This is a genomic window from Streptomyces sp. NPDC058470 (assembly GCF_042721055.1).
Classification (GTDB): Bacteria; Actinomycetota; Actinomycetes; order Streptomycetales; family Streptomycetaceae; genus Streptomyces.
This window is the reverse complement of record NZ_JBHXMF010000053.1, coordinates 17307-32462: the sequence shown is the minus strand read 5'-3', so window position 1 is coordinate 32462 and position 15156 is coordinate 17307. Positions and strand designations below refer to the sequence as shown.

Sequence of the window (15156 nt, the reverse complement as noted above, 5' to 3'; positions counted from 1 at the left end):
TCGCTAGTCGTTCTCTGGAACGGAAGATATGAGCAGCACAGTCACACGTACTCGCCTCGTCATCGCAGCCGCGGCCGCCGGCATGGTCGTCCTCGCCGGATGCTCGTCGTCCGACTCGTCGTCCGACAACGCGTCCGCCGCCTCCTGTGAGCCCTCCAAGGGCAAGGTCACTCTCCAGTACTGGAACACCGTCAACGGCATGGACAAGGTCGTCGACCTGTGGAACAAGGACCATCCCGACATCCAGGTCGAGTCGAAGAACATCTCCAACGACCAGTACGGCGCGATCGGCAACGCCCTCAAGGCCGGTACGGCGCCGGACCTCGCCCAGGTCGGCTACGACCAGTTGCCCACCCTGCGCTCCCAGGACGCCTTCGTTGACGCCTCGGCCTGCAAGACGGCCGCCGACGCCGAGTCGAAGTTCGTTCCGTGGACCTGGTCGCAGGCCAGCTTCGCCAACACCGGGGTGTTCGCCCTTCCACAGGACACGGGCCCGATGGCCATGTACGTACGCACCGACATCTTCAAGAAGTACGACGTCCCGATCCCGACGACCTGGGACGAGTACACGACCGCCGCGGAGAAGCTGCACAAGGCCGACCCGAAGCTCACCATGACGTTCTTCGACCCGAACAACGCCGAATGGTTCAACGGGCTCCTCTGGCAGAACAACGCGAACATGTACAGCTACTCCGACGACAAGTGGCACGTCACCGTGGAGTCGGACAAGAGCAAGCAGGTCGCCGACTACTGGCAGAAGCTGATCGACGACAAGCTCGTGCGTACCGACCTCGCCAACGGGTCGACACAGATGTTCGCCGCCTACCAGAACGACCAGATGGCCACCCAGATCGGGGCGGCCTGGGGCTACACGGGGATGCGTGACAACCTGCCCGACCAGGCCGGCAAGTGGTCGATCGTCCCGATGCCGACCTGGGGTGCGGACGGCAACTCCGGCGACTGGGGCGGCTCGACCGTCGCGTTCATGAAGGGCGGCAAGCACCTCTACGAGGCTGCCGAGTTCAACACGTGGCTGAACACCGACCCTGAGGCGCTCGCGCTGGCGAACGAGGTGGGCGGCCTGTACCCGGCGTCCACCGACGGGCTGAAGCTTCCGGCGCTGTCCAAGGGTGTGCCGTACTACAACAACGAGAAGATCTTCGACGTCTTCGCCGAGTCGTCCAAGAAGGTCGACACCGACTTCAGCTGGGGTCCCACCCAGAAGTCGGTGAACCTGGCACTGCAGGACGCGATGTCCAAGGCAGTGGCCGGGGACGGCAAGCTGACCGACGCGCTCGCCGCTGCCCAGGCCTCCGCGCTGAAGTCGATGGACGACCTGGCGATCCCGGCCACGGCGGGTAAGTGACCTCAGAATGACCGACATCGCCACCCGCCCCACCGACGCGGTGTCACCACCGCCCCGGGGCCGCCGCCGTCCGCGCCTGGACGTCAGCGGCCCCCGGGCCGGCACCATCGTCGCGTTCGTGACGCCCTTCTTCCTGCCGTTCGTCCTCTTCTACCTCGTGCCCATCGGCTACGCGCTCTGGCAGAGCTTCCGCGTGGTACGCCGCTCCGGCGGGCAGTACGGCACCTCGTACACGACGTTCGGCGGTTTCGAGCAGTACGTCGAGGTGTTCCAGAACCACGAGTTCTGGTCCAGCATCGGCCGTATCGGCCTGTTCGGTATCGTTCAGGTGCCAGTCATGCTGTTCCTTGCACTGGTCATGGCCCTGCTCCTTGACTCTCCCCTGCTGAAGCTCAAGGGGGCCTTCCGCACTGCCGCGTTCATGCCGTACGCGGTGCCCGGCGTCATCGCCGCGATCATGTGGTCGTATCTCTACTCGCCGCAACTCAGCCCGATCGTCGACCTGTTGAACGGCATCGGTCTGAAGCCGGACTTCCTGGGCCCGGGTGCCGTGCTGTGGTCGGCGGCGAACATCTCGACCTGGCTGTGGACCGGCTACAACATGCTGATCATGTTCTCGGCGCTGCAGTCCATCCCGCAGGAACTCTACGAGGCCGCGAGGATCGACGGGGCCGGCAACTGGGCCATCGCCTGGCGCATCAAGGTCCCGATCATCGCCCCGTCCATCGTCATGACCACGGTGTTCTCGATCATCGGCACACTCCAGCTGTACTCCGAGCCGGCCGTGCTGCGCCAGATCTCCTCGAACATCTCCAGCACGTTCACCCCGAACATGCTGGCGTACACCGTGGCCGTCGGGAACAACTACCAGCAGGCCGCCGCCATTTCGGTGGTCGTCGCCGTCATCACCTTCGTCTTGAGCTTCGGGTTCATGCGACTGACCTCCAAGAGGGCGGGACTGTGAACAAGCAACCCCGTGTCCAGGAAAGCCACGTGAGCCGTACGGCCGTCATGGCCCTGATGCTCGTGCTGGCGATCTACTTCATGCTGCCGCTGTACTTCCTGATCGTCGCGGCGACCAAACCGCAGGGCGATCTCGCCTCCACCAGCGGCCTGGCGTTCTCGAACTTTCAGCTGTTCGACAACCTGCACACCCTGTTCACCTTCAACGACGGCATCTTCGCCCGATGGATCCTCAACACCGTCGTCTACGCGGTGCTGGGCGCGGCCGTGGGCACCCTGATCTCGGCGCTGTGCGGCTACGCGCTCGCCAAGTTCCGCTTCCGCGGCCGGGAGTTCCTCTTCTCGGTGATTCTCGGCGGTGTGCTGGTCCCCAGCACCGCGCTGGCTCTGCCGCTGTTCCTGCTGTTCTCCGAGGTCGGACTCGTCAACACCTACTTCGCGGTCTTCCTGCCCAGCATCGTCAGCCCGTTCGGCGTCTATCTGGCGAGGATCTTCGCGAACGCCGCTGTGCCGCAGGAACTCATCGAGTCCGCGCGCCTCGACGGTGCCGGCGAGTTCCGCACTTTCTTCTCGGTCTCGTTCAGGCTGATGTCCCCGGCGCTGGTGACCATTTTCCTGTTCCAGTTCGTCGGCATCTGGAACAACTTCTTCCTCCCGATGGTGATGCTCCAGAAGGAGGAGCTCTTCCCGATCACGCTCGGCCTCTTCACCTGGAATGGGCAGACCGCCCGCACCCCGCTCCTCCAGGAGTCCGTGATCATGGGCTCGCTGGTGTCGATCGTGCCCGTGATCATCCTGTTCATCGTCCTCCAGCGGTTCTGGCGCACCGGCCTCGCCGCCGGCTCCCTCAAGTGACCGCTCCCGTCCCCCACTCCGCACAGAAGGTCCGCCCCGCCATGCCCAACTCCGCAGTATTCGTCCCCCACTTCCACTGGGACCGGGAGTGGTACGAGCCCTTCCAGGTCTTCCGGCACCGGCTCGTGACCGCCCTGGACACCGTGCTGGAGACGCTTGAGGCGAACCCGGACTTCCGGTTCACCGTCGACGGTCAGATGGCCGCGGTCGAGGACTACCTGGAGATGCGTCCGGAGAACCGCGAGCGGGTCGTGGCCCTGGTCCGCGAGGGCCGGCTCGCGATCGGACCGTGGCTGATCCTGCTCGATGAGTTCCTGTGTTCCGGCGAGACCATCGTGCGCAATCTCCAGATGGGGTGGGCGGCGGCGGAGCGACTCGGCGGCGCGATGCCCATCGGCTATCTGCCGGACATGTTCGGCCACGTCGCGCAGATGCCGCAGATCCTGGCACGCGCCGGGATCGAGCACGCGGCGCTGTGGCGCGGGGTGCCCGGCTCGGTCGAGGGGCACGCCTTCCGGTGGTGCGCCCCGGACGGCTCCGAGGTGCGCACCGAGTTCCTCTTCGACGGCTACGACAACGGCCTGGACGTCCTTCTGGTGCCGGACCAGGTCGGCCGTGCGCTCGGCGAGTACGCGGAGATGACGGCCGCGCGGTGGGCCGGCGATCCGGTGCTGGCCATGGCGGGCACCGACCACAACGCGCCGGACCCGCAGCTGGCGGCCTGGCTGCGCAAGGCGTCCTGCGCGGAGCTGCCGATCACCGTCGCCACCCTCGACGAGTACATCCGGGGCCATGTCCGTGACAAGGTGACTTCCGTCGTCACCGGTGAGCTGCGCAGCCATGTGCGGGGCAATATCCTGCCGGGCGTGCTGTCCGTACGGCTCGGCCTCAAGCAGCGGATGGCCCTCGCGGAGCGCACTGTCGACCACGCCGAGCGCGTGAACGCCCTGTGGTCGCGACGCGACGACTCGGCCTTCCTCTCCCTCGCCTGGCACAAGATCATCGAGTCCACCGCGCACGACTCGGTGGTCGGATCCGGCACCGACGAGACCTGCGACCAGGTCGCGGCGCGGCTCGCCGAGGCCGCGCAGACCGCCCGTGCCGTGCGGGACGCTGCGCTCGCCGAGCCCGCCGCCCGGGTGCCGAGCGACGCCTACCTGGTGGCCAACCCGCTGCCGTCGCCGCGCACGGCGCTGGTCGAGGTGGATGTCCTGGCCCCGGCTGCCGGGACCACGCTCGTCGCCACCGGCGCCGACGGGTCGGCTCATCCCGTGCAGCTGATCTCCGAGGACCCGACCGTGCTCAGCGACGAGCGCATGGATGCCTCGCAGCTCGAACGCGTACTGCGCCGTATCCACCGCAGGGAACTGTTCGGACTGCTGATCGACCGATACGAACTCACGCCGGGCTCACTGGTGTTCCATCTCGCCGAGGTGCCGGCCAGCGGGCCGTTCGACCTGCTGATCCTGCGTCGCGAGGTCGCCGCCGCGGCTGCCGCGCACCCGGGCGAGTGGCAGGTGCGGACGCTGGCCGAGGCGCGGGCGACCGCGCTGGTGCCGGTGCACGTGCCCGCCTCCGGGCTGACCGCTGTCCGGGTCTCGGCGGCCGACGGGAACAGCGTCCCGACGCCACGGCTCGCGCCGACCACGGCCACCGTGACGCCGTCGGCGGACGTGCTGTCGAACGGCCTGGTCGAAGTGGTGGTGGCCGACGACGGCACCCTGGTCGTGACCGGCGCGGACGGCACAGTCCTGTCGGGGGTGGGCCGCCTGGTCGACGGCGGTGACCGCGGCGACAGCTACAACTACGCTCCCCCGGCCCGGGACACGCTGGTGTCGGAGCCGACCCAGGTCGGCGTCGAGCTCGTCGAGAACGGGCCGCTGCGGTCCCGGCTGCGCGTCACCCGCGTCTACGAGTGGCCCGACGCGCTCGCCGCCGACCGTGACCTGCGCGGCGAAACCACCGTCCCGACGCCGGTGGAGATGCTGGTGGAGCTGCGCACGGGCGAGCCGTTCGTACGGATCTCGACCGCCTTCCTCAACCGGTCCGCCGACCACCGGCTGCGCTTCCACGTGCCGCTGCCCCGGCCCGTGACCACGTCCGCCTCCGCCGGCCAGTTCGCCGTCACCGAGCGCGGACTCACGGCGGAGGGCGGCTGGGGCGAGTACCCGCTCCCGACCTTCCCGGCGAGCACCTTCGTGGCGGCAGGGCCGGCCACCGTCCTCCTCGGCCACTCCAGCGAGTACGAACTCGTCGACGACGGCTCGGCGTTGGCCCTCACTCTGCTGCGCGCGATCGGCTCGATCAGCGTCAACATCCACCCCCTGCGCGACGAGCCCGCGGCGAGCGAGATCCCCACCCCGGGCGCACAGGATCTCGGTATGCGCATCGAGAACCGGCTCGCCGTCCTGCCCTCGGCCACCGGCTGGCAGGCCGCGGACGCGGTCGCCCTCGCCGAGGAGTTCCGCAGCGACGTGCTCGTCACGCGGGGTACCGCACCCGCCGGGGGCACCCTGCCGGCCGACATGAGCGGCGTACGGGTCGACGGCAAGGACGTGTTCGTCTCCAGCATCCGCAGGGTTCCCGCCGACGGGCACGGAGCCGGGAACGGGCCCGGAGTCGGGTACGGCATCGAGGTCCGGCTCGCCGCGCTGAGCGACACCGGGTCGACCGCTCGCCTGACGGGTGACTTCACCGAGGCCACCACCGTCGACCTGCTCGGCCGGCCGCTCTCCACCACTCCGGCGCAGGACGGCCTCGAACTCGCCCTCGCGCCCTGGGAGATCCGCACGGTCGTGCTGAGGCAGCAGCACCCCACGGGCCCCACGAGCCGACCGTGAACGTCATCTGGTCCCGCGGCGGATCGTACGAACCGGGGGCGACCGACACGCGGTCCCGCCGCGGGCCGGACGAGCCGAGCGTAACCAGCACCGCATCCCGCCGACAGCCGTGCCAGTCGTACGAACTCAACACGACCGGCGCGCACACCCGCCACGGGCCGTACGAACCGGCCGCGACCGACACCTCCACACGTCGTCAGCCGTACGCACCGACCGCGGCCTGCTCCCGCACCCGCCACCGCCTAGACACACCAGACACGACCGATCACCTCCACCCCCACACCCACCACCAGCCGTACGAACCGGCCGTCACCGACCCCCACCTCCGCCACGGCACGGGCGACGTCCACCGAGCCCCCACGAAGAAAGACGTGACCTCTTGCTCTCCGAGCTCTCCGCGTATGTTTCGGACCTGGCACCGGGGCGCGGCGCGCTGCGCCCGGCGCGCTCGTGGCTGCACTCCGACGCCCCTTCCCTCTCCCTCAACGGGCCTTGGCGCTTCCGGCTGTCCCCCACGGCGTCGGTCGCGGCGGACTTCGTAGCCGACGATTTCTCCGACGACGGCTGGGGGACCCTGGCGGTGCCCGCGCACTGGGTGCTGGAGGGGGACGGCGTCTACGGCAGGCCCCTCTACACGAACATCCAGTACCCGTTTCCGATCGATCCGCCCCATGTCCCGGACGAGAACCCCACGGGCGACTACCGCCGCCACTTCGACCTTCCCGACGGCTGGTCGGGCGCCGAGCGGATCGTGCTGCGGTTCGACGGGGTCGAGTCGCTCTTCACGGTGTGGATCAATGGCGTGGAGGCCGGCGGCGCCAGCGGCAGCCGGCTCGCCCACGAGTTCGATGTGACGGACGCGGTGCGTCCGGGTGACAACGTCGTCGCGGTGCGGGTGCACCAGTGGTCCGCGGCGAGCTATGTCGAGGACCAGGACCAGTGGTGGCTGCCGGGGATCTTCCGCGACGTCACCCTTCTCGCCCGGCCGGCCGGGGGCATCGAGGATGTCTGGCTCAGGACCGGTTACGCCGCCGGGCAGGGCCGGATCGACCCGGAGGTCACCGCCGACGCGTCGGCCTTCCCCGTCACCCTGCGGATCCCCGAGCTCGGCGTCGAGCGGGTCTGGGCGACGGCGGCCGAGGTGGCCCCGCTGGACGTGGCCGAGGTGGAGCCCTGGTCGGCGGAGGAGCCGCGCCTGTACGAGGCGACGGTCTCCTCGGCGTCGGAGAGCATCGCCCTGCGGGTGGGTTTCCGCACGGTCGAGATCCGCGGCGACCAATTCCTGGTCAACGGCCGCCGGGTGGTCTTCCACGGGGTGAACCGTCACGAGACGCACCCCGAGCGCGGCCGGGTCTTCGACGAGCGGCATGCGCGCGAGGACCTCGCCCGGATGAAGCGGTTCAACCTGAACGCCATCCGCACCAGCCACTACCCTCCGCACCCACGGCTCCTCGACCTCGCCGACGAACTCGGGTTCTGGGTCGTCCTGGAGTGCGACCTGGAGACACACGGCTTCGACAAGATCGGCTGGGTCGGCAACCCGAGCGACGACCCGGCGTGGCGCCCGGCCTACCTCGACCGCATCCAGCGGACCGTCGAGCGGGACAAGAACCATCCCAGCGTCGTCATCTGGTCCCTCGGCAACGAGGCGGGCACCGGCAGCAACCTCGCCGCGATGTCGGCATGGGTCCACGCCCGGGACACCGAGCGACCGGTGCACTACGAGGGCGACCACACGGGCGAGTACACGGACATCTACTCACTCATGTACCCGACGGTCCCGGAGACCGAGCGGGTCGGCACCGACGACGCTTCGTCCACGCTCCTGGACTGCACCCCCGCGCAGAGCGCCCGCCAGCGCGGCAAACCATTCCTGCTGTGCGAGTACGCCCACGCGATGGGCAACGGGCCGGGCGCGTTCGATCAGTACGAGGCGCTCGTACACGAGTATCCGCGGCTGCACGGCGGCTTCGTCTGGGAGTGGCGGGACCACGGCCTCCTGGCGACGACCCCGGACGGAACGCCGTACTACGCCTACGGCGGCGACTTCGGCGAGGTCGTGCACGACGGCAACTTCGTGATGGACGGCATGCTGCTGAGCAACGACGTCCCCACGCCCAGCCTCCACGAGTTCAAGGCGGTCGTGCAGCCGCTCCGCTTCGCCTTCGACGGCGAGAAGGTCGCGATCACGAACCTGCGGCACTCGGCCGACACATCGGATCTGCGGTTTCGCTGGCGGGTCGAGCACGACGGAGTGCCCGTGGACTCGGGCGAGCTGGACGTCCCCGCCGTCTCGGCGGGCGAGTCGGGCCGGGTGACGCTCCCCCGGGTCACCGTGTCCCCGGACGCCGAGACCTGGTTCACGATCGACGCGGTGCTGGCGACCGGCACCGCCTGGGCGGACCAGGGGCATGTCGTTGCGACCGCCCAGCACGACCACTCGGTACGGCGGCCGGTCCCCCGCGCCCGTCCGCGCACCGACTGGCGGCCCGGCGACGGCACCCTCGCCCTCGGCATCGCCGAGTTCGCCGACGGGTCGCTCACCCGTCTCGCCGGTCGCGCCGTGACCGGACCGCGTCTGGAACTGTTCCGCGCCCCGACCGACAACGACGAGGGTCCGGGGGACCGCCTCGAAGGGAGCGACGACAGTGTCGCGGGGGTGTCCAGCGCCGACCTGTGGCGCCGGGACGGCTTGGACCGGCTCAGCGCGCGGAGGGTCACCGTGGAGCACGCGAGGGACGCCCTGCGCACCGTCGACAAGGTCTCCGCCGCGAACTCCGCCCTGTCCGTGACGGTGGAGACCGTCTGGTCGGTCGAGGGGGACGAACTCGAACTGCGCGTCGAGATCGAACCGTCGAGCGGCTGGCGGACGGTGTGGCCGAGGATCGGTGTGCACTTGGGCCTGCCCGACGGCACGGCTCCCGTCGACGGTGCCGAGTGGTTCGGGCTGGGCCCGTTCGAGTCCTACCCCGACAGTCTCCACGCGGCACGCACGGGACTCTTCGCCGCCCCGGTCGGCGATCTCCCGGTCGACTACGCGCGCCCCCAGGAGACCGGGCACCGCTCCCGGCTGCGGCACCTGACGCTGACCAGCGGTGCGGAGCGGGTGGTGCGCATCACCGCCCTGCCCGACACCCGGGGCCGGCATCCCGGCTTCACCCTCAGCCGCCACACCCCTCAGCAGATCGCCGAGGCCCGGCACCCCTTCGAGCTCCCCGGCTCGACGACCAGTCACCTGATCATCGACGCGGCCCAGCACGGCCTCGGCTCCCGCGCCTGCGGCCCCGACGTATGGCCGGAGTTCGCGCTGCGCCCGGAGGCACGCACGATCAGGCTCCGGATCACGGGAGGCCGAACCACGACGTGAAGCGCGCCCGGTCGGCGGCCGGGCTCCGGTTGTGGGGCTGCGATGGCATGCCGGTCAGCGCCGCATTGCATGTACGACGCCACCGCGACGGTCTGGACGCTCAACGGGCGTGGCGGTGGCGGCGGGATCGACATCAAGGTCACCGGCGGGCAGCGGGTGCGGATCTTCCAGCTGAGGTACTACCCAGACGCCTTCCCCACCGCCTCTTTCAATCGCCGCCGCACGTCGTTCCTCAGCGGCCGTTGTGGCAGGTGTCCGGCGGGTGCGACGATGCAGGTCGGCGACGAAGGGACACCGAGGTGAGGCACGAGGACCAACGACCGCCCGCCGCCGTGCTGTTCGACGCGCTGGGCCGGGACTATGAGAAGGCGTTCGCCCACGCTCCCGCCCATCTGTCCGCGCTGGAGTGGCTGATCGAGCGGCTGCCCCCCGCCGCGCGGACGCTGGACGTGGGCAGCGGCACCGGGCGGCCCACCGCGGCCGCGCTCATCGAGGCAGGGCACTCGGTGCTGGGCGTCGATGTCTCCCCCGTCATGGTCGAACTCGCCGCCCGTCAGGTCCCCGAGGCCGATTTCCGCTGTGTCGACATCCGGATTCTCCCGCTGGAGGCCGACTCGTTCGACGGCGTGTGCGTGTTCTTCTCGCTGCTGCAGATGACCCGCGCCGAGCAGTCGGCTGTGACGCGACGCCTGGCTCTGGCCCTGAGGCCCGGCGGGCATCTGGTACTGGCCACCGTGCCCGCGGACGTGGAGGACGTCGAGGTGGTCTTCATGGGTCGGCCGGTCCGCGCGACGAGCTTCGCCGAGGAGAACGTCACCGCCATGGTGGAGGCGGCAGGGCTGACGGTCCTGTCCCGCCACAGCACCACCTTCGTCCCGGACCACTCCGGCGCCGACCCCGAACCGCACCTCTTCCTGTACTGCCGCCGTGAGGAGACCGGGCGCTGACGCTCAGGCGCACTGCATCAGCAGGCCGCTGATTGCCGATGAGAGCGACCGGGACGAACAAGGAGAGGTGGCCGAGCGCCGTGGTGAGCGTCCAGATCGCCTCGTCGTCGTAGGGGCGGATGCCTTGGCGAACAACTCGTCGGAGACGCGTTCTCCGAACGGGTTCGGGGTGAGGACGGCCTCCACGAGCTCCCATACGCGAAGGACGCGTGCATGGGCGAGGTGAGGTGGATGCGAACGTTGTTCCGGAGCAGCACGATCGGCCCGCCGAACTGCATGTCGGCGCAGAGTGGCGGACCCCGTGCCGACTCCCGCTCAAGCCCGGCGATCCCTTCCTCGCTGAGCCGCGCACGCCCCCGGCTAACGCGCCCCGCGGTAACGGAGGTAGACGACTCGCGAGCTGAAGGTGCGGGTCTCGACGAGTTCGAGATCCACCCGGCGCTCGCGATGGGGAAAGTACGGAATGCCACCGCCGATCAGCACCGGGTAGACCATGGCCCGGTACTCGTCGACCAGACCCGACGCGGCCGCCTCGGCGGCTAGAGCCGCGCCGCCGATGTCGCCCTCCCCCGGCTCGGCTCGCAACCGCAGGTCGAGGGGCCGCGACGTCTCCGAGAGGGCCAGGACCCTCAACCCGACACTGGCATGCCCATAGTGAACCCGACGGATTCGCAAAAAGATCCAACAGTGGCTCACCCCATGTGAAATAGAGACACCCGGGCGAGTTCGGGCGCGGTCACCAGCACGATCGGTCGATGCCTCGCTCAAGATCCACGCCGATGAACTGATCTGGGCTGTCGCTCGGTACGGTCCGCAGTTACCGGTATGCCGCCCACCGCTGACACGAGGGGCAGGTTCGTCCCGGCGTCTTCCGTCCTCTCGATCTACAACACTGAGGAGCTTTACTACGCAGCCGCCGCACTCAATAGCCGCCATCGCACAACACTCGGCTGCCAAAAGCCCGCCGAGCTCGTCGCAGCCCTGGCGTTTTCACGTGTTGCGATGGCCGCTGGAATCCACCAATCAGTAAGGCCGTCGCCCTCGATACGTTCTGCCTCCTCGGCGTGGCAGCAGAGCCGGAATGTCGTCGGGAGTCGCGATCGTCTCGGCGGCCAGGTGGAGTTCCGCCCGCACTGTCGCGGATGACAGGTCGAGGGACAGCGCCCTGCCACATTTGCTCATCCAGTCGGTGAGCGTGCTCCGGCTCAGACTCAGCTCAGAGGCAGCGGGAGCCGTACGTCCACGGTGTTGGAGCCAGCATCGAAGGGCGATACGCAGCGGTTGGTCCAGTGGTTCGAGAAGGGCCGAGGCCCAACGGTGGGCGTGCTCGGGGGTGAGCAGATCGGTAGGCAGCAGAGGGTTGGGAACAAGGCTGGTGGAGGAGGTGATCTGGCTGGGGGCGGCCGGGGCCCTGACCGCCAGCAGGAGTTGGGCCTGCACGGTGGGGTCGTCCAACTCGGCGACAAGCAGAGTGCCGATCCCGCGCAGCCGTGTGCGTACCGTTCCTTCGGACACGTCGAGCACCGATGCGGCGGCCTGAGCGGATCCCGAACGCAGGTATGCCTCCAGCGTCCTGCGCTGCTCGCGGTCCAGGGGCCTGAGGATTGCTGCGGACCAGGAGGTGAGCCGATGGGCGGGAATGACCCGGAGCAGTCCGCGCGAACCCAGGACGGTCGCGGACGTCAGGCGGCCGGCACGTGCGCCGTGACGGGCATTGCCGGCCTCCGCCCACGCGGTGGCGACCATGTCCAGCGGCAAAGGGTCTGAAAAGCCGCCGGCCAGCTGATGCCGGTCGGCGATGCGCGCGGCGAGTGGGCGGGCCGAGTGGCGGTCTGTGCCGTTGCCGTGGAGCGCGACGACCACCAACTCATTTCCCTCCACGCACACCAGCGTGCGGGGGTCACTGGGGGACACACTGGGCTGAGCCGTTCGCCAGTGAGCCTGGTAGGCGGCGTGCACCGACTGTCCGGTCAGCCGGAATACCGTGGCATGGGTGAACGCGGCGCCGCCCAGCACGTTGGTGGCCAGGTGAGGCTGGCCGCTGAGCAGGAGGTGCAAGACCGCGGTGTGCAGCCGCTGCTCAGCATGGTGGGTTTCTTCCGCCCGGCGAACCCGGGCCCGCATTCTGAGCAGATCAACGGTGGTCCGCGCGATCAGGTCGATGCGGGATGCGGGTGCTGCTGTGCCGGGTCCGACGACGAGGGCGGCGCCGGTCATCTTGCGGATCGTCAGGTGCGGGTGGAGCTGGGGGTGCGCGGCAGCACGCACCCCCTCGGGTCCGGCGGTGTGGGGGGCACTGCAGACGACGCCGCCCATGAGGTCCATGAGGACCGCCCAGCCCTCGGCCAGGGCCGCGGCCTCCTCGATCAGCTGAGCGTCCGAGTGGGCCGCTGCACGCGTGAGTCGTCGCACCACCTGATACCGCGTCACCTCCGTGGGAGAGGCGGGCGCGGGTCCCACACGGCCCGACGTCATGAGATCCGCGCCACGCCGCCCCAGCCCGCGCGGTCGGTAAGGAGGCCGGTGTTCGCGTCGGGGCGCCAGCGCGGCCAGCTCGTAAACCCGGGTTCGACCAGTTCGGTGCCCTCGAAGAGCTCGATGGCCACGGACGGCTCCCGGAAGATGTAGGGAATCGCTCCCGAGCTGTTGTATTCGTCCTGCACCGCTTGGTGTTCCTCGTCCGCGGCGGTGGAGTGGCTCAGTGACAGGTGGCTGCCTGAGGGAAGCTGGTCGACGAGTCGGCGCACGAGACCCAGAGCTTCATCCCAGTCGACGATGTGGCCCAGCACGTCGTTGATGACCAGAGCGATCGGCTTGGTCATGTCCAGCGTCTTGGCTGCACCCGCTAAGACGGTGTCCGTGTCACGCATGTCCGCCTGCACATAGGCAGTAGCGCCCTCGGAAGTGCTGGTGAGGAGCGCATGGACGTGCAGCAGCACGATGGGGTCGTGGTCTATGTAGACCACTCGGCAGTCGGGCGAGATCCGCTGTGCGACTTCATGGGTGTTGTTGCTGGTGGGCAGCCCGGCACCCAGGTCGATGAACTGCCGGATCCCGGCTTCCCTGGCCAGGTACGTGGTGGTGCGCCGCAGGAAGTCCCGGGACTCCCCGGCAAACGGGACGATCTTGGGGTACTTGCTGCTGTAGGCGTCGCCGGCGGCCTGGTCGGCGGGGTAGTGGTCTTTCCCACCCAGCCAGTAGTTCCAGACACGCGCGCTATGAGCGACGGACGTGTCGATCTGCGGGGACGGGCGGGTCGGTTCGGTCATGACAACGCTTCCTTCGATTCGTCAGGATGAGGTGCGACAACGCAGGTGTGGTCCAGCAACACGTGATACGCCGTCACCGCGTGCCTGCTGCTCAGGACTTCGGCGGATCCGGGCAGATCTCCCTCACGGACCACGTGATCAGGGATCTCTGGTACGTCGACCCGGTACAGGGTCACGGTCGGCATGCCGGTCATGCTGTGGCAGGGCCCTTCCAGCGGGTGAATCTGCAAGGTCACATCGGGACGCTCGACGGCTGCCCTCAGCGCCTGCCATTGCTCGGCCATCACTGCCTCGCCGCCCACGGGCGTACGCAGCGCGGCGGCTGACATGACTGCCCAGATGCGCGTGTTCTGGTCACGCAACCGCTTTTGGCGTTCTATGAGCAGCTCGGTCCGCCGGTCCTTGTCCGCGGGGGGCAGCTCAGGTCTGCGGACGTCTTCGACGGCGCGGGCGTAGGACGGTGTTCGCAGCAGGGCAGGAACGAGTGCCGGCTCCCACACGCGGATGATCCGGGTCGCGGACTCCACACTCATCAGGTCCAGCTGCCATGCGTCCATGACAGACCGCCACGGATGCCACCACCCGGGGAGGTTGGCAGTCGCGAGCTGCCCGAGGAACTCTGCGATTTCGGCGGCGCCCGCGCCGTACGCCGTCAGCAGGGTGTGGACCTGGCCCTCATCCAGGGATGTCTCGGCCAGTTCGATACGGCGGACGGTTGCCGTGTGGGCTCCGAGTGCGGTGGCAGCCTCGCCTCGGGAAATCCCTGCGGCTTCGCGCAGGGTTTTGAGCCGGGTGGCGAGAACGAGGTGCGCGACGGTCCTGCCAGACCTTTCGCGAGCCATGGAATCCCCCTTCCGGCACTTTCTTCAACCTGTAGGTAGTGCAAACTTTGTACCTTGCAATCTTCGCGCGCAACCCTTTGAGTATGCCTAACTCGCCTCAGTGACCGTGCAGTTGCGGATGGTGGAAGGCCGCGCGCCTGTGCGGGCGGGCCCCCCTCGAGGGGCTCCGTTCGCGTACGCGCCGTCGAACCGGGCCTGGGGTGAGTCGGGCGTGGTCGACGCCTACGGGGGATAACGGGAGGGCGAATGAACAGGCGTGATCCGCGGCAGCCAGTCCTGGGAAGGCACGCTGTCAACCGCGAGTACGTCAGCGGTCCTCGCAGCCGCATCGGCGCAGGTCTGCGCAACGCCGCACTGTGCAGGAACCGGGGCGGCGGGCGTGCGAGGGGGAGGCTTCCCTAGGCCCTGTCGTCGCATTCCCGTCTGCCTCGCGACGCCATGCACGCCGTCTCGCCGCAACGGGCGCAGACCCAAGTACGTCCAGTACGAGGGTCCGCGCCCGGCACACCGAGAGCACGCACCTACTGCGACACAGGCTGCTGCCGCAGCGGGCGCGAGGCCGCCCTCCGGGCGACGACGGGAATGCGACGACAGGACCTAGGTGTATTGACTCGCAGCGGTTTGTGTCCCTGGTGTGCGACACGCGGCAAGAGGGCATCGCCCCCCAGCCGTTCGCCCTTCACCAGGACGGTCCGGTTGTCCTGTGT

Annotated in this window: 10 protein-coding genes and 1 pseudogene; 7 read left to right on the top strand and 4 right to left on the bottom strand. The window is 69.0% G+C overall.

Going from position 1 to position 15156, the window contains the following annotated elements; genetic code table 11:
• The first annotated feature begins 28 nt into the window (after positions 1–28).
• The 7 genes from ACFWP7_RS32090 to ACFWP7_RS32060 all read left to right on the top strand — a co-directional run bounded on the left by ACFWP7_RS32090 (position 29) and on the right by ACFWP7_RS32060 (position 10338).
• On the top strand, positions 29–1366 hold the full coding sequence (locus ACFWP7_RS32090) for an ABC transporter substrate-binding protein (protein WP_384388572.1): 1338 nt from the start codon (positions 29–31) through the stop codon (positions 1364–1366).
• 7 nt (positions 1367–1373) lie between these two features.
• Entirely contained in the window at positions 1374–2330 is a 957-nt protein-coding gene (locus tag ACFWP7_RS32085) for a carbohydrate ABC transporter permease (RefSeq protein ID WP_384388569.1), read from the top strand.
• 47 nt (positions 2331–2377) lie between these two features.
• A complete protein-coding gene (locus ACFWP7_RS32080; RefSeq protein ID WP_384388665.1) occupies positions 2378–3184 on the top strand; it encodes a carbohydrate ABC transporter permease in 807 nt (268 codons plus the stop codon).
• Between the two features lie 41 nt (positions 3185–3225).
• A complete protein-coding gene (locus ACFWP7_RS32075) occupies positions 3226–6024 on the top strand; it encodes an alpha-mannosidase (protein ID WP_384388566.1) in 2799 nt (932 codons plus the stop codon).
• Positions 6025–6403: 379 nt separating this feature from the next.
• On the top strand, positions 6404–9391 hold the full coding sequence (locus ACFWP7_RS32070; protein ID WP_384388563.1) for a glycoside hydrolase family 2 TIM barrel-domain containing protein: 2988 nt from the start codon (positions 6404–6406) through the stop codon (positions 9389–9391).
• A 69-nt stretch (positions 9392–9460) separates the two neighbouring features.
• Positions 9461–9694 (top strand): hypothetical protein, encoded by a 234-nt coding sequence (locus tag ACFWP7_RS32065; protein ID WP_384388560.1) that lies wholly within the window; start codon positions 9461–9463, stop codon positions 9692–9694.
• Complete coding sequence (locus tag ACFWP7_RS32060) at positions 9691–10338, top strand: class I SAM-dependent methyltransferase (RefSeq protein WP_384388558.1); 648 nt, start codon at positions 9691–9693, stop codon at positions 10336–10338. Before ACFWP7_RS32065 ends, ACFWP7_RS32060 begins: the two co-directional genes overlap by 4 nt.
• A 360-nt stretch (positions 10339–10698) precedes the next feature.
• Here ACFWP7_RS32060 and ACFWP7_RS32055 read toward each other — a convergent pair.
• The 4 genes and pseudogenes from ACFWP7_RS32055 to ACFWP7_RS32040 all read right to left on the bottom strand — a co-directional run.
• Positions 10699–10926 (bottom strand): annotated as a pseudogene (locus ACFWP7_RS32055) (dihydrofolate reductase family protein); the annotation flags it as partial.
• 435 nt (positions 10927–11361) lie between these two features.
• Positions 11362–12753 carry a helix-turn-helix domain-containing protein gene (locus ACFWP7_RS32050; RefSeq protein WP_384388555.1) on the bottom strand — a complete coding sequence of 464 codons (1392 nt, stop codon included), beginning with the start codon at positions 12751–12753 and terminating at the stop codon, positions 11362–11364.
• Between the two features lie 56 nt (positions 12754–12809).
• Entirely contained in the window at positions 12810–13607 is a 798-nt protein-coding gene (locus ACFWP7_RS32045) for an SAM-dependent methyltransferase (protein ID WP_384388552.1), read from the bottom strand.
• Positions 13604–14449 (bottom strand): helix-turn-helix domain-containing protein, encoded by an 846-nt coding sequence (locus ACFWP7_RS32040; RefSeq protein ID WP_384388549.1) that lies wholly within the window; start codon positions 14447–14449, stop codon positions 13604–13606. Before ACFWP7_RS32040 ends, ACFWP7_RS32045 begins: the two co-directional genes overlap by 4 nt.
• Positions 14450–15156: the final 707 nt, after the last annotated feature.

Coding starts and splice junctions, on each gene's coding strand:
- ACFWP7_RS32040 (WP_384388549.1), bottom strand. CDS start 14,449: ATGGCTCGCGAAAGGTCTGGCAGGACCGTCGCGCACCTCGTTCTCGCC.
- ACFWP7_RS32080 (WP_384388665.1), top strand. CDS start 2,378: ATGGCCCTGATGCTCGTGCTGGCGATCTACTTCATGCTGCCGCTGTAC.
- ACFWP7_RS32075 (WP_384388566.1), top strand. CDS start 3,226: ATGCCCAACTCCGCAGTATTCGTCCCCCACTTCCACTGGGACCGGGAG.
- ACFWP7_RS32090 (WP_384388572.1), top strand. CDS start 29: ATGAGCAGCACAGTCACACGTACTCGCCTCGTCATCGCAGCCGCGGCC.
- ACFWP7_RS32085 (WP_384388569.1), top strand. CDS start 1,374: ATGACCGACATCGCCACCCGCCCCACCGACGCGGTGTCACCACCGCCC.
- ACFWP7_RS32045 (WP_384388552.1), bottom strand. CDS start 13,607: ATGACCGAACCGACCCGCCCGTCCCCGCAGATCGACACGTCCGTCGCT.
- ACFWP7_RS32065 (WP_384388560.1), top strand. CDS start 9,461: ATGTACGACGCCACCGCGACGGTCTGGACGCTCAACGGGCGTGGCGGT.